This is a genomic window from Variovorax sp. VRV01 (assembly GCF_014852545.1).
Taxonomy (GTDB): Bacteria; Pseudomonadota; Gammaproteobacteria; order Burkholderiales; family Burkholderiaceae_C; genus Variovorax; species Variovorax beijingensis_A.
Genome location: NZ_JACVBS010000013.1, coordinates 1 through 18,746, shown reverse-complemented (window position 1 = coordinate 18,746; position 18,746 = coordinate 1). Strand labels below are relative to the sequence as shown.

General features: G+C 68.8%; 19 protein-coding genes. 6 read left to right on the top strand and 13 right to left on the bottom strand.

Annotated features, from left to right (window positions below; genetic code table 11):
• Positions 1–7: 7 nt before the first annotated feature.
• Positions 8–1,180 carry a trans-sulfuration enzyme family protein gene (locus tag IB278_RS21960; protein WP_192325416.1) on the bottom strand — a complete coding sequence of 391 codons (1,173 nt, stop codon included), beginning with the start codon at positions 1,178–1,180 and terminating at the stop codon, positions 8–10.
• A gap of 31 nt (positions 1,181–1,211) precedes the next feature.
• Positions 1,212–1,664 (bottom strand): hypothetical protein, encoded by a 453-nt coding sequence (locus IB278_RS21955; RefSeq protein WP_145739312.1) that lies wholly within the window; start codon positions 1,662–1,664, stop codon positions 1,212–1,214.
• A gap of 96 nt (positions 1,665–1,760) precedes the next feature.
• On the opposite strand from IB278_RS21955, the gene IB278_RS21950 reads away from it, so the two are divergent.
• Complete coding sequence (locus IB278_RS21950; RefSeq protein WP_145739310.1) at positions 1,761–2,699, top strand: LysR substrate-binding domain-containing protein; 939 nt, start codon at positions 1,761–1,763, stop codon at positions 2,697–2,699.
• 85 nt (positions 2,700–2,784) lie between these two features.
• Here the strand turns inward: IB278_RS21950 and recG are convergent, their stop codons facing one another.
• Positions 2,785–4,914 (bottom strand): ATP-dependent DNA helicase RecG, encoded by a 2,130-nt coding sequence (recG, locus tag IB278_RS21945; RefSeq protein WP_192325414.1) that lies wholly within the window; start codon positions 4,912–4,914, stop codon positions 2,785–2,787.
• 82 nt (positions 4,915–4,996) lie between these two features.
• Between recG and queA the strand changes: the two genes are divergently transcribed.
• From queA to tgt, 3 genes are read left to right on the top strand one after another with little or no spacing between them, the layout of a single operon-like run.
• Positions 4,997–6,043: a tRNA preQ1(34) S-adenosylmethionine ribosyltransferase-isomerase QueA gene (queA, locus tag IB278_RS21940; RefSeq protein ID WP_192325412.1), complete on the top strand. Its 1,047-nt coding sequence runs from the start codon at positions 4,997–4,999 to the stop codon at positions 6,041–6,043.
• Positions 6,040–7,290, top strand: coding sequence for a PQQ-dependent sugar dehydrogenase (locus IB278_RS21935; protein ID WP_192325410.1), 1,251 nt, complete (start codon positions 6,040–6,042; stop codon positions 7,288–7,290). Before queA ends, IB278_RS21935 begins: the two co-directional genes overlap by 4 nt.
• Positions 7,287–8,504, top strand: a complete 1,218-nt coding sequence (tgt, locus tag IB278_RS21930) for a tRNA guanosine(34) transglycosylase Tgt (protein WP_145739301.1) — start codon at positions 7,287–7,289, stop codon at positions 8,502–8,504. The genes IB278_RS21935 and tgt overlap by 4 nt, the downstream gene beginning before the upstream one ends.
• Before the next feature lie 9 nt (positions 8,505–8,513).
• On the opposite strand, the gene IB278_RS21925 is transcribed toward tgt, so the two are convergent.
• Positions 8,514–8,882 (bottom strand): hypothetical protein, encoded by a 369-nt coding sequence (locus IB278_RS21925; RefSeq protein ID WP_225613070.1) that lies wholly within the window; start codon positions 8,880–8,882, stop codon positions 8,514–8,516.
• A 137-nt stretch (positions 8,883–9,019) separates the two neighbouring features.
• Between IB278_RS21925 and IB278_RS21920 the strand changes: the two genes are divergently transcribed.
• Positions 9,020–9,805: an SDR family NAD(P)-dependent oxidoreductase gene (locus tag IB278_RS21920; protein WP_192325408.1), complete on the top strand. Its 786-nt coding sequence runs from the start codon at positions 9,020–9,022 to the stop codon at positions 9,803–9,805.
• 45 nt (positions 9,806–9,850) lie between these two features.
• Here the strand turns inward: IB278_RS21920 and IB278_RS21915 are convergent, their stop codons facing one another.
• The 7 genes from IB278_RS21915 to IB278_RS21885 form a co-directional block, all read right to left on the bottom strand.
• On the bottom strand, positions 9,851–10,228 hold the full coding sequence (locus IB278_RS21915) for a DUF3597 domain-containing protein (protein ID WP_009124759.1): 378 nt from the start codon (positions 10,226–10,228) through the stop codon (positions 9,851–9,853).
• A 92-nt stretch (positions 10,229–10,320) separates the two neighbouring features.
• On the bottom strand, positions 10,321–11,436 hold the full coding sequence (locus tag IB278_RS21910) for a serine endopeptidase (RefSeq protein WP_192325406.1): 1,116 nt from the start codon (positions 11,434–11,436) through the stop codon (positions 10,321–10,323).
• 30 nt (positions 11,437–11,466) lie between these two features.
• Positions 11,467–12,264, bottom strand: coding sequence for a DUF2145 domain-containing protein (locus IB278_RS21905; protein WP_145739292.1), 798 nt, complete (start codon positions 12,262–12,264; stop codon positions 11,467–11,469).
• The gene (locus IB278_RS21900) at positions 12,261–12,719 is read right to left on the bottom strand and encodes a hypothetical protein (RefSeq protein ID WP_145739291.1); all 459 of its coding nucleotides are present in this window, start codon (positions 12,717–12,719) and stop codon (positions 12,261–12,263) included. The genes IB278_RS21905 and IB278_RS21900 overlap by 4 nt, the downstream gene beginning before the upstream one ends.
• Before the next feature lie 41 nt (positions 12,720–12,760).
• Positions 12,761–13,258, bottom strand: coding sequence for a YiaA/YiaB family inner membrane protein (locus IB278_RS21895; RefSeq protein WP_145739289.1), 498 nt, complete (start codon positions 13,256–13,258; stop codon positions 12,761–12,763).
• Positions 13,259–13,406: 148 nt separating this feature from the next.
• Positions 13,407–15,368, bottom strand: coding sequence for an MFS transporter (locus IB278_RS21890; protein ID WP_145739288.1), 1,962 nt, complete (start codon positions 15,366–15,368; stop codon positions 13,407–13,409).
• Positions 15,369–15,439: 71 nt separating this feature from the next.
• Complete coding sequence (locus tag IB278_RS21885; protein WP_145739286.1) at positions 15,440–16,300, bottom strand: hypothetical protein; 861 nt, start codon at positions 16,298–16,300, stop codon at positions 15,440–15,442.
• Between the two features lie 138 nt (positions 16,301–16,438).
• Here IB278_RS21885 and IB278_RS21880 point away from each other — a divergent pair, with 138 nt between their 5' ends.
• Positions 16,439–17,173 carry a helix-turn-helix domain-containing protein gene (locus tag IB278_RS21880; protein ID WP_145739284.1) on the top strand — a complete coding sequence of 245 codons (735 nt, stop codon included), beginning with the start codon at positions 16,439–16,441 and terminating at the stop codon, positions 17,171–17,173.
• A 118-nt stretch (positions 17,174–17,291) separates the two neighbouring features.
• Here the strand turns inward: IB278_RS21880 and pyrF are convergent, their stop codons facing one another.
• A complete protein-coding gene (gene pyrF / locus IB278_RS21875) occupies positions 17,292–18,113 on the bottom strand; it encodes an orotidine-5'-phosphate decarboxylase (protein WP_192325404.1) in 822 nt (273 codons plus the stop codon).
• A 33-nt stretch (positions 18,114–18,146) separates the two neighbouring features.
• Positions 18,147–18,746 (bottom strand): uracil-DNA glycosylase family protein (locus tag IB278_RS21870; RefSeq protein WP_192325402.1); only part of this gene is annotated, 600 nt, incomplete at its 5' end.

Below are 18,746 nucleotides of genomic sequence, written 5' to 3'. Positions count from 1 at the left end.
TCTTGGATCAAAGGGTGGAACTCTTCTGGAAGGCGTTCAGCGCGCCCAGCAGCTCGTCGAGCAGCGCCTGCGGGTCCTGAAGGCCGATGGACAGGCGGATGACCGGGCCGTGCACGTCGCAAAATTTGCGCCCGGCCAGCTCTTGCGCGGGATAGAAGGCCGCGATGCTGCGCACGCCGCCCCAGCTCGCGCCGATGGAAAAATGCCTGAGCTCACGGAACATCGCGCGGTAGGCGTCGTAGGGAGCGTCCACGAGCTGCAGCGACATCACGCAGCCCGCCTGCTTGAAGTCGCGCGCCCACAGGGCATGGTCCGGTGTTCCGGGCAACGCGGGAAAGAGCATCCGGCGCACCAGCGGGTGCTCGGCAAGCCGCCCGGCAATCAGTTGCGCGCTGCCGGCCTGGCGCTCCATGCGCACCTGCATCGTGTCCAGGCCGCGGGCGACGAGAAAGCAATCCTCCGGGCTCACCGCCAGCCCCATCTGCGATTGAAGGCCGCGCAAGGACCGGTACAGGTTCTCGTCCTGGATCGCGATGCTGCCCATCAGCACGTCCGAATGGCCGCCCATGTACTTGGTGCAGGCATGGACGCACAGGTCCACGCCATGCGCCAGGGCGGCAAAGCCCAGCGGGCTGGCCCAGGTGTTGTCGATGGCCGTCAGCACGCCGCGGGCGCGGGCCACGGCGGTGATCGCCGGTATGTCCTCCACCTCCATCGTCACGGTGCCCGGCGACTCCAGCCAGATCAGCCGCGTGTTGGGGCGGATGAGCCGCTCGATGTCCGAGCCGATGCGCGGCGGGTAGAACTCGACCTCGACGCCGAGAGCCTGCAGCCGTTCGACCGCGAAGGATTTGGCGAGACCGTATGCGGCGTCAGTCATCAGAAGGTGGTCGCCCTTCTTGAGCAATGCGAGCAGCACGCTGCAAATGGCCGCCTGGCCCGAAGGGAAGACAACGCAGTGCGCGGCGCCGTCCAGTTCGGCAATGCGGAGTTCCAGCGCGCGCTGCGTGGGCGTGCCGGTGGTTCCGTAGCTGAAGCCGTCCGGCAGGCGGTTGCGCCGGTGCACGAAATCGTCGAGCGAATCGAAGACGACCGTGGAGGCCCGCCATACCGGCGGTGCCAGGCTGGCGAAGGCGCCCGCAGCTGAAGCGTCGAGAGCAGGGATCTGGGAATTCAACATGGGAAAGAGGGGTCGGTGCCTTGGCTGCAGTTCACTGCGCCGGCGCGGTTTCAATGAGCCGCAAGGCTTGCTTCATCTGGTCGACGGCCATGTTCTCCAGGTCGGTGTAGACCTTCATGTCCGCCGACAGCCGCGCAAAGGTCTCCCGTGCCGCCGCGACCTTGGCCGGATCGTTGGTCTTCGGATTGGCCAGCGCCGCTTCGAGGCGCTTGTACTCGCTGGTGAGCAAGGCCGGCTGCTCGCCCAGCGCCCGCAGGCCGGCATTGGTCATCGAGCGGATGCGCAGCACCATCCTCACGTCGGATTGCTCCATCTCGGCTTGCGCGCGTTCGAATGCGAGCTTCGCGGCCAGGGCCGCTTCGCTGTCGAGCTTCTTCGTCGCCGCAACGGCGTTGAACTTGGCGATGTCGGCCGAAAGGTCATGTGCCCACGAGGGCGCAGCCAAAGCCAGTGCGGTCACTGCAATGACGGTTCGAAGTTTCACGTCGCTTCTCCAGGTGGGTGGCTGAAGCCGCAACTCTAGGACCGCATAGATAATCTGAATCGCGCTCAAAGTTTTTTCTCCATAAGTGGTTGTTATATGTTGCTGCGCGAGATCGAGGTGTTCCGTTCGGTGATGTCGGTGGGGTCCGCCAGCAAGGCCGCCGCGCTGCTGGGGGTCACACAACCTGCCATCAGCCAGTCGCTGAAACGGCTCGAAGACGCGGCCGGCTTCGCGCTTTTCCGCCGGCTGCGGGGCCGCCTGCATCCAACACCCGAAGCGCAGGCGCTGCTGGTCGAGGTGGAGCGGGTTTTCGTGGGCCTCAGCAGCATCGAGCACCGCATGCGCAGCCTGAAGCGCTTCGGCGTCAACACGCTGCGCATGGCGGTCTATCCCGCCTTCGGCCTGACCTTCGTGCCGCGGGTGCTGTCGCGCCTGGTCACCGAGCGTCTGGACGCCGATGCCCGGCCACAGATTTCGCTGCAGGTGCTCAGTTCGCGGGAGGTGCACGAGGCCGTGCTGGGGCGCCAGGTCGACTTCGGGCTGATGGCCGACGAAATGCCGACCACGGGCCTGGAGCACTCCGAATTCGCGCGCTTTCCGGGCGTGGTGGTCATGCATCCGAAGCACCGCCTGGTCAATGCCAGGACCATTCAGCCGCAGCAGATTGCGGAAGAGCCGTTTCTTGCGCTCAACCCCGAGGACGCTTCGCGAAGGCGCCTCGAGCGCGGGCTGGCGGAGCGCAACGTCGCCCTGAGCGTGCTGGTCGAAACGCCGTATGCGGCGAGCGTCTGCGAAATGGCGCTGAGCGGAATGGGCATCGGCGTCGTCAATCCGGTCACGGCGCTGGAGTACGCGCGGCGCGGATTAGTCATCCGCCCGCTGTCGCTCGATGTCTCTTTCGCCGGGCTGCTGGTGCTGCCACCGGGCCAGCCGCTGTCGGGGCTTGCGCTGCGCATGCTGCAGCTCATGCGCATCCAGCTTGCCGAGGACCAGAAGGCCCTTGCGGCCTTTCTCAAGCCCCGCCCCAAGGCTTGAGGGCGCTTATTTCGGCGAGTTTCCCTGGACCGGATCGCGGTGCTTGATCCTCGCGTTCACGCGCAGGACTGCCGCCTGACGCGGCCTACGCCTTCAGGTACTCGGCCTTGGTGCCGAGCCAGCGATCGATGTGGCGCTGGGCCAGGTCGGGGTGCTTGTCGAGCATCAGTGGTGCAAGCTCGCGCGCCCAGTCGAGCAGCATCGTGTCGGTGGCAAGGTCGGCAAAACGCAGCAGCGGCGCGCCCGACTGGCGCGCGCCCAGGAATTCGCCCGGGCCGCGGATCTCGAGGTCGCGCCGCGCAATCTCGAAGCCGTCGCCGGTTTCGGCCATGGCCTTGAGCCGGGCCCGGGCCGCTTCGCCGACGCGGCCGCTGTCGCCCGGCGCGTAGAGCAGCACGCAGGCCGAGGCTGCGGCGCCGCGCCCCACGCGGCCGCGCAACTGGTGCAGCTGCGAGAGCCCGAAGCGCTCGGCATGCTCGATCACCATCAGCGAGGCGTTCGGCACGTCCACGCCCACTTCGATCACCGTGGTGCTCACCAGCACCTGGATCTCGTTGGCCGTGAAAGCGGCCATCACCGCCTGCTTCTCGGCCGTGGGCATGCGCGAATGCAGCAGCCCGACGTTGACGGCTTTGCCGAGCGCATCGGCGAGCTCGTCGCGCGTCTCGGTGGCGTTGCGCAGGTCGACGGCCTCGCTTTCCTCGATCAGCGGGCAGACCCAGTAGACCTGCCGGCCCTGGGCGATCTGCGCCTGGATGCGGTCGATCACCTCGTCGCGGCGGTGGTCGGCCACCAGCTTGGTGACGATGGGCGTACGGCCCGGCGGCAGTTCGTCGAGCGTGGAAACGTCCAGGTCGGCGTAGTAGCTCATCGCCAGCGTGCGCGGGATCGGCGTGGCGCTCATCATCAACAGATGCGGTTCGAGGTGGCCCACGGCCTTGCCGCGCAGCGCCAGGCGCTGCGCCACGCCGAAGCGGTGCTGCTCGTCGATGATCGCCAGTGCGAGGTTCCTGAAGCGCACCTTCTCCGAGATGACGGCATGGGTGCCGATGACCAAGGCCGCCTCGCCGCTCTCGACCGCGGCCGACATCGCGTCGCGCTCCTTCTTCTTCTGGCTGCCGGTGAGCCAGGCCACGCGCAGGCCGCGTTCGGCCAAGAGCGGATCGAGCCAGCCGACCAGCTTGCCGAAGTGCTGCGCCGCGAGGATTTCGGTCGGCGCCATCAGCGCGCACTGAAAGCCCGCGTCGATGCAGCGCGCCGCCGCGAGCGCCGCCACCACGGTCTTGCCCGAGCCCACGTCGCCCTGCAGCAGGCGGTGCATCGGGATCTCGCGGGCGAGGTCGCGCGTGATTTCCTCGCCCACGCGCTGTTGCGCGCCGGTCAGGGCGAAGGGCAGCACCGCGAGCAGTTGCGCATGCAGCGAGCTCGCTTGCGGCTCGGCCGAGGAAGGCAGCATCGGCGCACGCTGCGCCGCGCGCTCCAGCCGCGCCTGCAATTGCGAGAGCTGCTGCGCCAGCAGCTCTTCCGCCTTGATGCGCTGCCACGCCGGGTGGCTGTGGTCTTCGAGCGTGGCCATCGCCACGTCGGGCGTCGGGTAGTGCAGGAAGGTCAGCGAACTGCGCAGGTCCCAGGCGCCGCGCCATCCGATCTGCACGGGAATCGTCTCGTCGAGCACCGCGCGCGCCAGGCCCGAGCGCACCTCGCGCCGCAGCACCGGCTGGGGCAGTCCGGCAATGGTCGAATAGACCGGCGTCAGTGCCTGCGGCAGCGCCGTGCCGGCAGCCTTGACGGTGGGATGCATCATTTGCCGCCCGACGAAGCCGCCGCGCATCTCGCCCCGCACGCGCACGCGCGCGCCGACGGCCAGCTGCTTCTGCTGCGAGGGATAGAAGTTGAAGAAGCGCAGCTGGCAGGTGTCGCTGCCGTCGTCGATGGTGGCGATCAGCTGCCGGCGCGGGCGGAACACCACTTCGCACTCGGTGACCACGCCCTCGACCTGCGCCATGTCGCCGTCGCGCGTGTCGGCCAGCCGCACGATCCGGGTCTCGTCCTCGTAGCGCATCGGCAGGTAGAGCGCGAAGTCGATGTCGCGCACCAGGCCGAGCTTGCGCAGCGCGCGCTGCACGGCGCTCAGCCCGGCACCGGGCGCGGCCGGGGCGGCGGCGGGCGGGCTTGTGGTCTTTTCGGGCGGCACGGACTTCGCGGAAGCGGGCATGGGACAATTCTGCCCGGCTCCAGCCACGTCCTCCTCATCTTCCATGCCTCCTTGGCACGGGCCCGTCCGGCCCTCAAGCACCATGCGCGCCTTCACGCTTTCCGATTTCGATTTCGACCTGCCGCCCGAGCTGGTGGCCCAACACCCGGCCCCCGAACGCACGTCCTCCCGTCTCCTCGACGGCACGGGCGACGCGCCCGCCGACCGCATCTTCAAGGACCTGCCCTCGCTGCTGCGCGCGGGCGATCTGCTGGTCTTCAACGACACGCGCGTGGTCAAGGCGCGGCTGTTCGGCGAGAAGCCGACCGGCGGCAAGCTCGAGTTGCTGGTGGAGCGCGTGCTGCAGGGCCACGAGGTCGTGGCGCACATGAAAGTGAGCAAGAAGCCGCCGGTGGGCACCACGCTGCAGATGGTGGGCGGCTTTCGCGCGACGCTGCTGGGCCGCTGGCCCGACGAGCAGGGCGCGCTGTTCCGCTTCGGCTTCGAGAGCGACGACGCCGGCGAAGACCCCTACGCGCTGATGGCCCGCTGCGGCCATGTGCCGCTGCCGCCCTACATCACGCACACCGATTCGGCCGACGACGAAAGCCGCTACCAGACCGTGTTCGCGCGCGTGCCCGGCGCGGTGGCTGCACCGACCGCTGCGCTGCATTTCGACGAGGCGCTGCTGGCCGAGCTCGAAGCCCGCGGCGTGCAGCGCGCCAACGTCACGCTGCATGTGGGTGCGGGCACCTTCCAGCCCGTGAAGACCGAGAACATTTCAGAGCACACGATGCATGCCGAGCGCTACGAAGTGCCCGAGGCCACGCAGCGCGCCATCGCCGACTGCAAGGCGCGCGGCGGTCGCGTGGTCGCGGTCGGCACCACCACCGTGCGCACGCTCGAATCGTGGGCCAGGAGCGGCGAGGCCGCGGGCGACACGCGCATCTTCATCACGCCGGGCTTCGTGTTCGAGCACGTCGACCTGCTGGTCACCAACTTCCATTTGCCGAAGAGCACGCTGATGATGCTGGTCTCGGCCTTTGCGGGCTATGAACACGTGATGGCGCTCTATGCCCACGCCATCGCGCAGCACTACCGTTTCTTCAGCTACGGCGACGCCATGCTGCTGGCGCGCGCTCCCACATGAAAACCAACCACGCCATCCGCGCCTCGCTGGCCGCGCTCGCCTTCGGATGCACGCTGCTGCTGCCCGTGGCCGGCCATGCACGCGGCTACACGCCGCAGGGGCTGTGCGGCGGCTATACGCGGCTCGACATCGGCAGCCCCGCAGGCACCTGCGTCGCGCTGCTGGCCGACGAGGCCCAGGGCCTGCGTGCGCCCCGGCGCATCCTCGAGGTGGCGCCGGGGCGCTACTGGGTCGTCGACATGGGATCGTGGGAGCCGCGCCGCGGCCGCCTGCTCGAGATGGTGCTGCCCACCGAAGGCGCCGCGCCACGGCGCGCGCGCTTCAGCGTGCTGGCCGAGCAGCTCGACCGGCCGCTGGGCCTCGTGGCCGGGCCCGACGGCAAGATCTACGTCGGCGAGTCGGGCACGATCTGGCGCACGCCGATCCCTCTGCCCGGCGGCACTCTGCAGCGCGAGACGGTGATCGACGGCCTGCCGGGCGACGGCACGCATCCGCTCAAGGAACTGGCCTTCGGACCGGGCGGGCGGCTCTACGTCAACGTCGGCTCCGACTCCGATGCCTGCCGCGATGCGTCGTCGAAGCAATACCCGCTGCCCTGCCCCGACCTGGCCGGACCGAAGCCGCGCGCCGCCGTGTACGAGGCCGTGCTCGCCGGGCCGGACCACAAGCTGCAGAGCTTCAAGCCCTTTGCCACCGGCCTGCGCAACTCGGTCGCCCTGACCGTGCTGCCGGACGGCCCCGCCAAGGGCACCGTGCTGCAAGGCGAGAATTCCATCGACTACGAAGACGTGGGCCAGCCGCCCGAAGAACTGAACCGGCTGCAGGCCGGGCGCGACTACGGCTGGCCCTATTGCGTAGGCAACCGGCAACCCGCGCGCGGCTACGAGAACCGGCACGACTGCAAGGCCACCGAGGCACCGCTGATGCTCTGGCCCGCACACGCCGCGCCGCTGCAGATGATCACCGGGCCCGCGGACAGCCGCTTCGCGGGCCAGCTGCTGGTCGCCTGGCGCGGCCACCAGCCGCCCGGCCACCGCGTGGTGGGCTACAAGCTCGATGCGCGCGGCCTGCCCTCGGGCAAGCCGATCGAATGGCTTGCCGGCTGGAGCCCCAAGGCCGGCGTGCGCCCGATGGGCCGCCCCACCGGCATCACCGTCGACCGGCAGGGCCGCCTGCTCGCCGTCGAAGACTTCAACCGTACCATCCTGATGCTGCTGCCGGACACCGGCGCCGCCCCCCAGAAATGACCGACACCACGTCCCTGCCGCGCCTGAAGTTCGAACTTCTCAAGACCGATCCCGCGAGCCACGCGCGCCGCGGCACGCTCACGCTCAACCATGGCGTGGTGCAGACGCCGATCTTCATGCCCGTGGGCACCTACGGCACCGTCAAGGGCGTGATGCCGCGCAGCCTCGAGGAAATGGGCGCGCAGATCATCCTGGGCAACACCTTCCACCTCTGGATGCGCCCCGGCCTCGACGTGATGGCCAGCTTCGGCGGGCTGCACCAGTTCGAGAAATGGAACAAGCCGATCCTCACCGACTCGGGCGGCTTCCAGGTCTGGTCGCTGGGCGCGATGCGCAAGATCAGCGAGGAAGGCGTGAAGTTCGCCTCGCCCGTCAATGGCGACAAGCTGTTCCTCACGCCCGAGGTCTCGATGCAGATCCAGACCATCCTCAACAGCGACATCGTGATGCAGTTCGACGAGTGCACGCCCTACGACACCCAGGGCCACATCACGACCGAGGCCGAGGCGCGCATCTCGATGGAGCTGAGCCTGCGCTGGGCCAAACGCTGCCAGCACGAGTTCGCGCGGCTTCAGAACCCGAACGCGCTGTTCGGCATCGTGCAGGGCGGCATGTTCGAGAACCTGCGCGAGGAATCGCTCGCGGCGCTGGTCGACATGGACTTTCCGGGCTACGCCATCGGCGGCGTGAGCGTGGGCGAGCCCAAGGAGGAGATGCTGCACATCATGGGCCACACGCCGCACCGGCTGCCCGCGAACAAGCCGCGCTACCTGATGGGCGTGGGCACGCCCGAAGACCTGGTGCAGGGCGTGGCCGACGGCGTCGACATGTTCGATTGCGTGATGCCCACGCGCAACGCGCGCAACGGCACGCTGTTCACGCGCTTCGGCGACCTGAAGATGCGCAATGCGCGCCACAAGAACGATCCGCAGCCGATCGACCCGAGCTGCACCTGCTACGCCTGCGCGGGCGCACCGCGAGGCCCCTCCGGTAGCCCGGGCGTCTCGTGGAACGACGGCGGGCGCGAAGGCTTCAGCCGCGCCTACCTGCACCACCTCGACCGCTGCGCCGAGATGCTCGGGCCGATGCTCGCCACCATCCACAACCTGCACTACTACCTGAACCTGATGCGCGAGATCCGCGAATCGCTCGAGGCGGGCACGTTCACGGAATTCCGCGCGCGCTTCAAGTCGGAGCGCGCACGCGGCATCTGACGCGCAGCGCTACTTCGGCGGCTGGATCGCGAGCGGCGTGGCGTAGGGCTCGATGCGCAGCAGTTCGTTCCTGAACACCACGATCTGCCTGAGGGGCGCCTGCACCAGCGCGCCGCCCGCGTCCTTGTGCGAGGCGTATTGCCACAGCGTGAGCTGGCCCTTGGCCGCGAGCTGAGCGGCCAGCCGTTCCACGGCAGGATTGGAGCCCGACCCCAGCTGCGCCGCATCGGCGCCCACGATCACCTCGTCGCGCGGCGAGACCAGCTTGAAGAGCTGCATGGACGCCGCCGCCTGGGCGCGCACGGGGCGCACCGCCAGCACGGCGGGAAGAAGCGCGAGCCCAAGAAGGGTGCGGCGGGGAAGCGTGTTCGTCGTCATGGAGAAGGAGCGTAGCCACCAACGCCCGCGCCGGCCATTCGCCGGAAGCCATACGCCGGCCGGCGGCCCCTCGCCATGCAGGGGCACGCCCATCCGGTACGCTTGCCGCTCGTAGCCATCGCTGTTGCCGCATTCACATGACCACCGACGCATCACCACTTTCGTCCTACACCGCCCGCTATCCCTCGCTGGCCGGCCGCACCGTGTTCATCTCGGGCGGTGCGAGCGGCATCGGAGAGGCGCTGGTCCGGGCCTTCCACGCGCAGGGCGCGAAGGTCGGGTTCTGCGATCTCGACACGGCCGCCGGCACTGCGCTCGCGGCGCAGCTGCAGGGCGAGACGCCCGCGCTGTTCATCGCATGCGACGTGACCGACACGGCGGCGCTCGCGGCCACCATTGCCGCGGTGCGCGCGCAATTCGGCCCGATCGGCGTGCTGCTCAACAATGCGGCCAACGACCGGCGCCACGAGATGGCCGACGTCACCAGCGAAGACTTCGACCGCCTCGTGGCCGTCAACTTCAAGCACCAGTTCTTTGCCGCGCAGGCGGTGGCGGACGACATGCGCGCGCTGGGCGGCGGCTCGATCATCAACTTCGGCTCGATCAGCTGGATGATCAAGGGCCGCGGCTATCCGGTCTACCAGGCCTGCAAGGCGGCCGCGCGCGGCCTCACGCGCTCGCTGGCGCGCGACCTGGGCAAGCAGAACATCCGCGTCAATTCGATCGTGCCGGGCTGGGTGATGACCGAGCGGCAGATCAAGCTGTGGGTCAAGCCCGAGTCGGGCGCGGAGATCGATGCGGCCCAGTGCCTGCCGGGCCGTGTGATGGCCGAGGACATCGCGGCGATGGCGCTGTTCCTGGCCGCCGACGATTCGCGCATGTGCACCGCGCAGGACTACGTGGTGGACGCGGGCTGGACCTGAAATAGGCTCGCCCCCAAAAAAGAAAATTCCCGGGTACCGATCTTCTTAGTCGCGCAGTTCGGCCGGCAGCGTGCCGCCATTGGCGGCGATGCGGCTCATCACCTGCTTGTGCAGGCCGATGTTCCATTCGGCCGAACCCGGCTCGCCATCGCTGTAAAGAATTTCGCTGGCCAGTTCCTTGCGCGCGGCGAGGCTGCTGTCCAGGCCCAGCAACTTGAGCAGGTCGACGATCGAGGTGCGCCAGTTCAGGCCGGCGGCACCAGGCATCGCGTCCAGGACGGCGGGCACGTCGCCCAGCGGGATCGCAGGCGGCGGTGCGGCAGCGGCCGGCGCGCCCGGTGCAGCCGCCGGCGGTGCGGCGACGACTTCAGCGGCGTTGGCCGACGGAAAAATCTTGGAAAAAATCTTGCCGAAAATGCTCATGGGTGTGCTCCGTCAATGTGAATGGGAAAACCCGCGGCACGGCGTTGCGTGCCGCAGCCCCGGGGTTGTAGCACGCCCATGCGGCGGTTCCGCTACGTGGCCGGCAGAACCGGGGCACCCGGCGTGACCAATTGCGCAGTGCCGGTCACAGGTATGTGCGGCGACTGCGCCCGCGCGCCCGCTGAGGTTCCGCAGGCATGGCAGAACTTGGAGAACGCGCTCTTGCGCGTCTCGCACTGGCCGCAATGGTCGAACAGGCCGATGCCGCAGTGCGGGCAGAAGTCGATCTCGCCGTTCTTCAGGTCCACCGGGCGTTCGCAGCCGGGGCACACGCCCTTGCCGAGCCGTGCGAGTGCGACGTCGTAGCTGAGCTCCTCGCGCCGCACCTGGTCGGGCTGCTGCTCGGCGAGCTTCTGGCGCGCGAGGTAGGCGTTGAGCGCAACGATCGCATAGCGCCCCACGAGCACCGTGACCACAATGCCCACCGCGTAGCGCACGTAGCCGCCATAGCTCGGCAGGTAGGGCACCAGCTCGACGAAAAAGGCGAACAGCGCGAAGAAGATGAAGCCCCAGACGAAGGGCCAGTAGGTGCTCTTGCGCTTCTTCGCAAAGAGCCAGCCGGCCACGACCAGCAGCGGCAGCGTGAGCGCGAGGCGGTAGGCGAACACGCGCAGCTCGACGCGGCGGTACTCCGCTTCGAGCTTTTTTTGCGCATCGCGCTCCAGCAGCGACAGCGCCTCGCGGGCGCGCTGCTCGGCCTGGCGCGCATCGAGCACGATCTGCTGCTGCGCATTGACCAGGCGCTGGGCCTCGTCTTCCTTCTGCTTGAAGGCATCGAGCGCCTTGGTACGCGCGATCAGCTCCGTGTCCTGGTCGGGCTGCGCGGTGGCGCGCCGCGTGGCGATCCAGTTGCCGAAGGTCTCGCGGGCGTTGGCACTGGCCTGCCGTGCGGCGCTCTGCTGCAGGCGGACCTGCTCCAGCTGCCGCGTCGCCTGCAGCTCGGCGGCCTCCGACGCCTTGATGGTGCTGCGCAGCGGCTCGGCCGCGGGGCGGTCGATGAAGTCGTCGAGTTCGAGCGTGCGCTCGACCCGCGGCAGGTCGTCCACGATAGCGCCGCCGAGCCCGATCAGGAAGCTCGCGAACACCAGCGCCACGAGCCAGAGGCCGCGGCGAAACCATTTTTCGGACAGACGCAATGACTTGCTCATTTCATTCTTTCGGTGAGAGAGAGAGATTTCTTACTGCAGCTTGAACGCCACCGGCGCCGCGCCGAGCCCTGCGCGCGGCATCCACGCGAACACCGAGTCGACCGTCACGGTTTCGATGCGGTCCGAGAACCGCTTCTCGTTCGGATGGTCGTCGAAAGCCACGTTGGCCGAGCCCACGCGGCCGCCCAGCCGCGTCAGCGGGCCGAGCTTGAGCGTGGTCGGCTCGTAGCCCTTGAACTGCAGCCACGCCTGCGCCTGCGCGCGGCTCGCGATGGTGGCGGGCTCCATGGCCGCGGCCAGCGTCTCGACCGCCCACTGGTTCGACTGCTGGTACTTCTGTCCCCAGGCGTAGCTCACGATGCTGTAGGGCGCAATGTTCAGCCGCACGATGCGCGCGGGCGGCTCGCGGAGCGCGGCCAGCAACTGCACCTGCACGGCGGGCGCGGGCACGACCCAGGCGGCCTCGTAGCGCCACAGGTCGTCGAGGAAGAACTCGCCGAGCCCCTGGCGGTAGACCGCGGCCACGGCGCTGCCGCACTGGTTGAGCTTGTGCACCACGCGCCATGGACCCTCGTCGGTCTTGTAGGCGATGCCCAGGTGCGAATAGCGCAGGCCGTACTTGCCCAGGTCCTGCCCGGCGCGCGCCAGCAGCACGACGCGCGCGCCGCTCGCATCGAGCTGCTGCGAAGTGCGCTCGGCCAGCTGCATGCCCTTGGCGATCAGCTCGGCGGTCGGCCTGGCCTGCTCGCAGGAGCGGCCGGCCTGCGCCTGCAGCGGCAGTGCCGCCGAGAGCGCAAGCAGGAACGCAGGGAAGACCGCGCGCTTCACGACAGCCTCTCGTTGTACAGCAGCGCACGGCCGATGGCATTGGGCACGAAGGCCAGCACCTCGCCCGCGGCCGACAGCACGACGCCGGTGCCGATCACACTGACCAGCACGCCCGTGCCGACCGCCGCCGATGCGGCATTGGCGGCGCGCCCCATCACCTTGACGCTGGCACGCGCACCGTCCGAGGCGCGCTCCAGCAGGTAGACGGTGCCGTCGGCCGAGGCCTCGACCGCCACCACCGTAAGCATCGAGCCACCCACCGAGAGCGCGGCGGGCAGCGCGGCCACGGCCGTCGCGGAGGCACCCACCGCCGAAGCGGCACCCACGACCGAGGCCACCGGCAGCAGCGAGAGTGCGGCCGAAGCCTCGCTCTGCGCCTGGGCATGAAGGGGCAGCGTGGCGCCTGCGAAGGCGGTGCAGGCGGCGATCAGAAGCGCAGCAACGGATTTTTTCATGGCGGTCTTTCGTGGATGGATGGATGAAGAAAAAGCGGCGCTCATTCGGCCGAGGCGGCGGCTTCCTGGCGGGCGGCGCGGCGGCCTTGCAGCCGCGCTTCGGCCAGGTCGGCCTCGTGGCGGTCGCGCAGGGTCTTGGCCAGCGTGAAGGCCGAGCTGATCAGGAACAGCCAGCTCACGCCCAGGAAGGCCTTGTAGGCGTCGTTGATCTCCATGCGGACCAGGCCCCAGCCGGTCAGGCCCATCGCGGTGAAGAAGCTGCCCCAGACCACCAGGCGCCACATCGGCACGTCGCGGCCCGCCGTGCCGCTGGCGCCCGCCTGCTGGCTGTCGCGCACGAACTTGGCCAGCATGAAGGCGGTGCTGAGGCAGAACACATAGCCCATCACCATGAACGCACGGTCCAGCGCCTCGCCCGGCAGCCAGCTCAGGCCGGTGGCGCACAGGAACACGGCGATCGCGAAGGAAGCCCAGACCTGGAACTGCCAGGCCCGCGTGTCGCGCTGGATCGAAACGGTGGTGGAAGGGAAGGTTTGCATGCGTGCCTCGCGGCGTAGTGAAGGTGAGCGAATGATGGTCCGCTCCCGCGCCACGGGACTCGAATGCTTCGACCAGTTCCGGTTTGAGCCGCTACGGGTATCTTGAAGAGATACTTTTCGGCACCTTGTGCGCCGGAGAGGCCGCGCCTTACGCGGCCAGCAGCAATCCGCTCACGCGCTGCTGCAGCGCCTCGGGCCGCACCTCGGCCGGCGGCACGGCATGGCCGACGTTGAGCCCCACGCGGCTAAAGAAGCCGCGGCGGAAGGGCTTGGCCATGGCCACGTTCTGGCCGCCGCGCAGCTCGATGCGGCTGAAGTACGAGCCCCAGAGATTGGTCAGCGCCATCGGGATCACCGGCGGCTCGATGCCTTCGGCGCGCGCGCTTTCGATGATCTTCATCACGCCGCCCTTGAAGGGCTGCAGCTGGCCGTCCCGCGTGATGGCGCCCTCGGGAAAGATGGCCAGCAGGTCGCCCTCGCGCAGCACGCCCAGCGCCTTCGCGAACGCCGCTTCGTAGGCCGCCGGGTCTTCCTTTTGCGGCGCGATCGGAATCGCCTTGGCCAGCCTGAACAGCCAGCCGAGCACCGGCACCTTGAAGATGCGGTGGTCCATGATGAAGCGGATCGGACGCGGGCTCGCGGCCATCAGCAGTATGGCGTCGATGAAGCTCACGTGGTTGCACACCAGCACCGCGGCGCCCTCGGTGGGAATGTGCTCGTCGCCCTTGATCTCGAAGCGGTAGACGAAGTGCGACAGCATCCACGCGATGAAGCGCAGCAGGTATTCCGGCACCAGCATGAAGATGTAGAACGCCACCACGGCGTTGGCAATGCCGGTGAACAGGAAGATCTGCGGAATGGTGAAGCCGGCGCCGAGCAGCGCACCCGCGATGACCGAGCTGCCGATCATGAACAGCGCGTTGAGGATGTTGTTGGCCGCGATGATGCGTGCGCGGTGCGTGGGCTGGCTGCGCAGCTGGATCAGCGCGTACATCGGCACGCTGTAGAGCCCCGCGAAGAGCGACAGCAGCGCCAAGTCGGCCATCACACGCCAGTGCGCGGCCTGGCCCATGAAGGCGCCCAGCCCCATGACCGCTACCGGAGGCAGCGCGCGCGATGCAAAGTACAGGTCGATGGCGAACACGCTCATGCCGATCGCGCCCAGCGGCACCAGGCCGATCTCGACCTGCCGGCGGCTCAGCGTCTCGCACAGCAGCGAGCCCACGCCGATGCCCACCGAGAACACCACCAGCAGCAGAGACGCCACCTGCTCGTCGCCGTGCAGCACTTCCTTCGCGAAGCTGGGGAACTGGCTCAGGAACACCGCGCCGAAGAACCACATCCACGAGATGCCCAGGAGCGAGCGGAACACCACGATGTTGCCGTGCGCGAGCTTGAGGTTGCGCCAGGTCTCGCTGAACGGGTTCCAGTTGATCATCAGCCCCGGGTCGGTGGCCGGCGCCCGCGGAATGGCCTGGGCCACGCCGCGCCCCACCAGTGCCAGCAGCACGCAGGCCACCGCCACCGTCGTGTGGCCGACCTGCGGCAGCGCCACCAGCAGCCCGCCCGCCACCTGCCCGAGCAGGATGGCGACGAAGGTGCCCATCTCGACCATGCCGTTGCCGCCCGTGAGTTCGCGCGCGTCGAGCACCTGCGGCAGGTAGGCGAACTTGACCGGCCCGAACAGCGTGGAATGCAGGCCCATGAGGAACACGCAGCCCAGCAGCACCACCGCATCGGCGCGCACGAAGCCCCAGGCCGCGAGCAGCATGATCGCGATCTCGAGGTTCTTGACGAAGCGGATCATCTTCGTCTTGTCGAACTTGTCGGTGAGCTGCCCCGCCGTGGCGGAGAACAGCAAAAACGGCAGGATGAACAGCGCGCCGATGGCCAGGCCCGCCATGGCCGGCGGCATCCAGCTCAGCTGGAGCTGGTAGGTCACCATGACGGTGAAGGCGAACTTGAAGAGGTTGTCGTTGGCCGCGCCCGCGAACTGGGTCCAGAAGAAGGGCGCGAAGCGCCGCTGCCCGAGAAGCGCGAACTGGTTCGCGTGGGCGTTCGCCTCGTGGGGCGCGGTGGCGGCAGTGGCAGCAGCGGCGGGGGTTGTCATTCGGAGCATCTCCTCTTGTTATCTACTGGCGCAGCGACACGCAGTGCGCGAAGACTGGGGGCGGGCCTATGTCATGCCGTCACGGCGGCGGCTGCGTCGGGATTGTGCCGCAGCAGGGTCGCGCGCCAGTTCATGTCGAGCTTGCGCAGCGCCGCCAGCACCGGCAGGCCCGCCAGCGATGCGGTCAGGTGCTTGAGGGTGTGGCCCGAAACCACCTGCTGCGTCGCCTCGTAGATCGCGTGGTCGGCCAGCTCGAAGGCCTTGGCCAGGGCATAGAAGCAGATCACCCAGCCCAGCTTGAGCCCGACCGCGCCGCGCATCGGCGTGGCGATCGCGAGCGTGAGCACCAGCGCCATGCCGCCGAACTGCACGATGGCCCAGGGCAGCACGTTGCCGCTTTCCTGGAACACCTCGGCCGACAGCAGCCCGGCCATCAGCACGAACCAGGCGGCCGGCCAGCCGGCGCGCTGGCTCACGCGCTCGCAGACCGCGATGCCGATCAGCCCCGCGAACGCCACCGCCATGCCGGCGCGGTCGGCCGCGAGCCGGGCGCCGTCGGGCATCAGGTGGAAGAAGGCCGATCCCGCAGCAGTGGCGACCAGCCCCGCAAAGAAAAGCCAGGCGCAGTCGAGCGTGTTGTCCGGCGGATCGTTGGCCGGCGGCGCCAGCGGGAACTGCGCCAGCGCCTCCTGGTGGGCGCGGTCGATCCGGTTGAGCCGGTACAGGCCCCAGAAGCCGATCAGCATGAAGGGCAGGTTGCTCAGCACGTCCATGGCGTTGGGCAGGCCGTGCCAGCTGCGGTCGTCGGCGAACACCGAGGCAATGGCCACCTCGGCCGCCGGCAATGCGGGTCCGAACAGGGCCACCAGCGCGAGCAGCGCGAAGGTGAAGAGCAGTCCGCGCTCGCGGCGGCTGAGGGTGGGCAAAGGCATGGCGGTCCTCGGTGGTGGGTGGTACGAGCCGCGGAATTTAGTTGCCAGTCTCTCTACAGGCATCGAGAATCGATACGAGGCACTAATTCACACCTTTCAGTATCTTTTTCTAATACCTCCTTCCGCATCAGCACCCTCATGAGCACCACCGTCGACCTCGTCCAAGCCCTCAAGAACGAACTCAAGAGCGCCCGCATGACCTACGCCGACCTGGCGCGCTCGCTCGACATGGCCGAATCCAGCGTGAAGCGCATGCTGGCCAAGAGCGACATGCCGCTGTCGCGCGTCGATGCGATCTGCCGTGCGCTCAAGATCGACTTCGCGGAGTTGGCGCGCCGCGTGGCCGACGCCCAGCCGCTGCTGAAGGAGCTGACCCAGGAGCAGGAAAAGGCGGTGGTCAAGGACAAGAAGCTGCTGCTGGTGGCCATCAGCGTGCTGAGCCAGTGGACGCTGGAGCAGATCGTGGCTTCGTACCGGATCAGCGAGGCCGAGTGCATCGGCTGTCTGGCGCAGCTGGACCGCATCGGCATCATCGAACTGCGCCCGCTGAACCGCTACCGGCTGAAGCTGGCCAAGACCTTCCGCTGGCGGCCGCACGGCCCGGTGATGGAGTTCTTCCGCGAGAACGTGGTGCTCGACTACTACCGCGGCGGCTTCGATGGCCCGGCCGAAGGGCTGCTGCTGGTGCACGGGTCGATCAGCCGCTCGCTCGCGCCCGCGTTCCTGGAACGCCTGCAGCGCGTGGCGCAGGACTTCGCGCAGCAGCACCAGACCGACCAGAAGCTCTCGGCCAAGGACCGCGAGGGCTACACGCTGCTGCTGGGCATGCGCAACTGGGAGTTCGAAGCCTTCACACGCCTGCGCAGAGCTTGAGGCCAGGCAGCCGCCCACCCCAGGAACACCGAGGAACCGGCTTTGCCGGGCCTCCGGTGTTGCCCCCGGCAGGGGGTTGGAGAAGCGACACGAAGTGCGCGGAGCCTGGGGGCGAGCCTTATTTCGCGGCCTCTAGTGCGTCGCGCGTGGTGCGCGCGGCCTTTTGGGCCGCCTCGGCAAAGTCGTCGCCGGAGGAGGCGTAGATGATGGCGCGCGACGAGTTCACGATGATCGGCGCGTCGGGGCGCCAGCCGGCGCGCACCGTGGCCACCGCATCGCCGCCCTGGGCGCCGACGCCCGGAATCAGCAGCGGCACCGTCGGCGCGAGTTCGCGCACGCGCTCGATCTCCGCCGGATAGGTCGCACCCACCACGAGGCCGAGCTGTCCGTTGAGGTTCCACGGGCCCTGCGCCAGCTTGGCGACGTGCTCGTAGAGAAAGGGCTGGCCCTCGATGTCCGCCAGGCGCTGGCCTTGCAGGTCGGAGCCGCCGGGATTGCTGGTGCGGCAGAGCAGGAAGGCGCCCTTGCCCTGGTGCTTGAGGTAGGGCGCCACCGAGTCGAAGCCCATGAAGGGCGACAGGGTCACGGCGTCGGCGCCGTAGCGTTCGAAGGCCTCGATGGCGTACTGCTCGGCCGTGGAGCCGATGTCGCCGCGCTTGGCGTCCAGGATCACGGGCACGTCGGGCGCGTTGCGGCGCATGTGCTCCATCAGTTGTTCGAGCTGGGCTTCGGCGCGGTGGGCCGCGAAATAGGCGATCTGCGGCTTGAAGGCGATGACCAGGCCGGCCGTCGCGTCGACGATGCGCGCGCAGAAGTCATAGATGCGGCTGGCGTCGCCCTTGAGCTGCCCCGGGAACTTGGCTGGCTCCGGATCGAGCCCCACGCAGAGCAACGAACCGTTTTTTTGCTGTGCATTGGCCAGCTTGTCGAGGAAAGTCATGGGGTCCGATTTTAAGGACCCGCCTGCCGGCCCTCAGGTCGGCGGTGTTTGCTGTTCAGCGGCCAGGCACAAATCCGCCCAGGCGCGGGCCTTGTCGGCCGGGTTTCGCAGCAGGTAGGCAGGGTGGTAAGTGGCCACCACCGGCACCCCGCTGGCCGAGGGCAGCGGCACCGCGCGGCCGCGCAGCTTGCCGAGCGGATCGGTGCTTTGCATCAGGCTCTGGGCGGCCAGCGGGCCCATGGCGAGCACCAGGCTCGGCGCCAGCGCGGCCGCATGTTCCGCGAACGCCTCGTCCATCGGACGCGGGCTGCCGGGCTGGCCGGCGCCTACGCCGCGGTGCGTGCGCATCAGGTGCACCGGCGTCTTGCCGTCGTGCAGCTGGAGGGCGCGCAGCATGTTGTCGAGCAGCTTGCCGGCATCGCCCGCAAAGGGCTCGCCGTGGCGGCCGTCGGCTTCGGGCGGCATGTCGGCCACCACCAGCCAGCCGCCTTGCGCTGCCTCGGCCGAGGCCTCGGCATAAAGGCGGCGCGGCGCATCGACCAGCACGGCGGCGCCCTGCGCGAGCAGCGCGGGAGCGGTGGGACGCGCCGCCGGGGCCGGTGCGGCTGCGACGGGCCTTGCGGCCGGCGTGGG

Coding starts and splice junctions, on each gene's coding strand:
- IB278_RS21915 (WP_009124759.1), bottom strand. CDS start 10,228: ATGAGCATTTTCGGCAAGATTTTTTCCAAGATTTTTCCGTCGGCCAAC.
- IB278_RS21900 (WP_145739291.1), bottom strand. CDS start 12,719: ATGAAAAAATCCGTTGCTGCGCTTCTGATCGCCGCCTGCACCGCCTTC.
- IB278_RS21935 (WP_192325410.1), top strand. CDS start 6,040: ATGAAAACCAACCACGCCATCCGCGCCTCGCTGGCCGCGCTCGCCTTC.
- IB278_RS21880 (WP_145739284.1), top strand. CDS start 16,439: ATGAGCACCACCGTCGACCTCGTCCAAGCCCTCAAGAACGAACTCAAG.
- IB278_RS21890 (WP_145739288.1), bottom strand. CDS start 15,368: ATGACAACCCCCGCCGCTGCTGCCACTGCCGCCACCGCGCCCCACGAG.
- IB278_RS21895 (WP_145739289.1), bottom strand. CDS start 13,258: ATGCAAACCTTCCCTTCCACCACCGTTTCGATCCAGCGCGACACGCGG.
- IB278_RS21885 (WP_145739286.1), bottom strand. CDS start 16,300: ATGCCTTTGCCCACCCTCAGCCGCCGCGAGCGCGGACTGCTCTTCACC.
- queA (WP_192325412.1), top strand. CDS start 4,997: ATGCGCGCCTTCACGCTTTCCGATTTCGATTTCGACCTGCCGCCCGAG.
- IB278_RS21960 (WP_192325416.1), bottom strand. CDS start 1,180: ATGTTGAATTCCCAGATCCCTGCTCTCGACGCTTCAGCTGCGGGCGCC.
- IB278_RS21950 (WP_145739310.1), top strand. CDS start 1,761: ATGTTGCTGCGCGAGATCGAGGTGTTCCGTTCGGTGATGTCGGTGGGG.
- IB278_RS21920 (WP_192325408.1), top strand. CDS start 9,020: ATGACCACCGACGCATCACCACTTTCGTCCTACACCGCCCGCTATCCC.
- IB278_RS21910 (WP_192325406.1), bottom strand. CDS start 11,436: ATGAGCAAGTCATTGCGTCTGTCCGAAAAATGGTTTCGCCGCGGCCTC.
- recG (WP_192325414.1), bottom strand. CDS start 4,914: ATGCCCGCTTCCGCGAAGTCCGTGCCGCCCGAAAAGACCACAAGCCCG.
- tgt (WP_145739301.1), top strand. CDS start 7,287: ATGACCGACACCACGTCCCTGCCGCGCCTGAAGTTCGAACTTCTCAAG.
- IB278_RS21925 (WP_225613070.1), bottom strand. CDS start 8,882: ATGACGACGAACACGCTTCCCCGCCGCACCCTTCTTGGGCTCGCGCTT.
- pyrF (WP_192325404.1), bottom strand. CDS start 18,113: ATGACTTTCCTCGACAAGCTGGCCAATGCACAGCAAAAAAACGGTTCG.